The sequence below is a fragment of the Microbacterium sp. BF1 genome, assembly GCF_019279095.1.
GTDB lineage: Bacteria > Actinomycetota > Actinomycetes > Actinomycetales > Microbacteriaceae > Microbacterium > Microbacterium maritypicum.
The window spans coordinates 1-1,519 of the sequence record NZ_JAGYWT010000566.1 but is presented as its reverse complement, the minus strand read 5'-3'; the positions used below and the strand labels follow the sequence as shown (position 1 = coordinate 1,519).

Annotated in this window: 2 protein-coding genes; one reads left to right on the top strand and one right to left on the bottom strand. The window is 64.5% G+C overall.

All coding sequences use genetic code 11. The features are described from left to right. On the top strand, nucleotides 1-789 hold a 789-nt coding region (locus KZA10_RS14870), incomplete at its 5' end, for an ISL3 family transposase (protein ID WP_218683272.1). Nucleotides 790-896: 107 nt separating this feature from the next. On the opposite strand, the gene KZA10_RS14865 is transcribed toward KZA10_RS14870, so the two are convergent. Continuing rightward, a complete protein-coding gene (locus tag KZA10_RS14865; protein ID WP_218683271.1) occupies nucleotides 897-1,349 on the bottom strand; it encodes a DUF1931 family protein in 453 nt (150 codons plus the stop codon). Nucleotides 1,350-1,519: the final 170 nt, after the last annotated feature.

The window sequence follows — 1,519 nt, the reverse complement described above, 5'->3', positions numbered from 1 at the left end:
ACCCGCCGCGGCGACAAGTACGTCACCGTGGTCATCGACCTGACCGGCATCCGTGAGGGCACCGGACCAGCACGGCTGCTGGACATGGTCGAGGGCCGCTCCAAGCAGGCGTTCAAGACTTGGCTCGCCGAGCGACCGCAGGCGTGGCGCGACGCGATCGAGGTGGTCGCGATGGACGGGTTCACCGGCTTCAAGACCGCCACCGCCGAGGCGCTGCCCGACGCGGTCGCGGTGATGGATCCCTTCCACGTCGTCCGGCTGGCCGGCGATGCACTGGACCGTTGCCGCCGCCGGGTCCAGCAGCACACCCAGGGCCACCGCGGCCGCAAGGACGACCCGCTATACCGGGCGCGGCGAACCCTGCACACGGGAGCTGACCTGCTCACCGACAAGCAGAACGACCGCCTGCACGGCCTATTCAGCGTCGATGCGCATGTCGAAGTCGAGGCAACCTGGGGCGTCTACCAGCGGATGATCGCCGCCTACCGCGAGCAGGACCGGCGTCGAGGCCGCGAGCTAATGGTCAAACTGATCGACTCGGTCAGCCACGGCGTCCCGAAGGCGCTCACCGAGGTCATCACGCTGGGGCGAACACTGAAGAAGCGAGCCGACGACGTACTGGCCTACTTCGACCGACCCGGCACCAGCAACGGGCCCACAGAGGCGATCAACGGACGGCTCGAACACCTCCGCGGCTCCGCACTCGGCTTCCGCAACCTCACCAACTACATCGCCAGATCGCTGCTCGAGACCGGCGGGTTCAGACCCCAACTACACCCTGGATCATGATGAGCCGAATTGACACCACGCTATTGGACTCACCCGCGGCCAGGCCTCCCGCTGACGCAGTGCTGGACCTGCCACGCGCAACCCGAATCGAGGTCTTGTCCGGCACGCTAAAAGAGCAGGTCAAAGATAGCCATGGCCCGCTCCCAGTGCACGCTCTGCGGGTTTTTGACCTTAGGATCGAGGATTTTGAAGGCACGTGCCAGCGCCACCGTCAGCCCGCCGACCAGGCGCGGCAACTCCGCTTCCATCTCATAGCTGTAGGCCAGGTCGAGCGGGGGCAGGGCTACCAGCTGATCCAGGATAGGCTGAAGCTCCAGTGCGGTGTCCAGCCCGTCGAAGGCCCGCATGCTCTCCTTGAGGCCGAGCGTCAGCGGCAGGTCGTGCAGCTGGATGACGTCTCGCTGGTTGTCCTTGGCCGTGGCCTGCGCCGCCAGCAACAGATCGTAGACCTTCTGCCGCACGAAATCGTTCAGCCGCGCCAGGTCGTTCTTGTCCACGTCCAGGCCGGCTGCCTCCCGAAAGAGCCGTTCAAACTTCGATACGCCGATGATTTTCGCCATAGTTCTATCTCCTCCTGTCAGACTTACAGTGACACTATAGCGGGGGTCTGATGCAGGAACAGGTGACATCTAGCGTGGCTAGCCGAGATGGCTGGCCTGGAAGGATGTCATCATGCCCAAGCCGTTTCCCAAGGAGTTCCGCGACGATGTGATCCGCGTTGCGGAGAGTC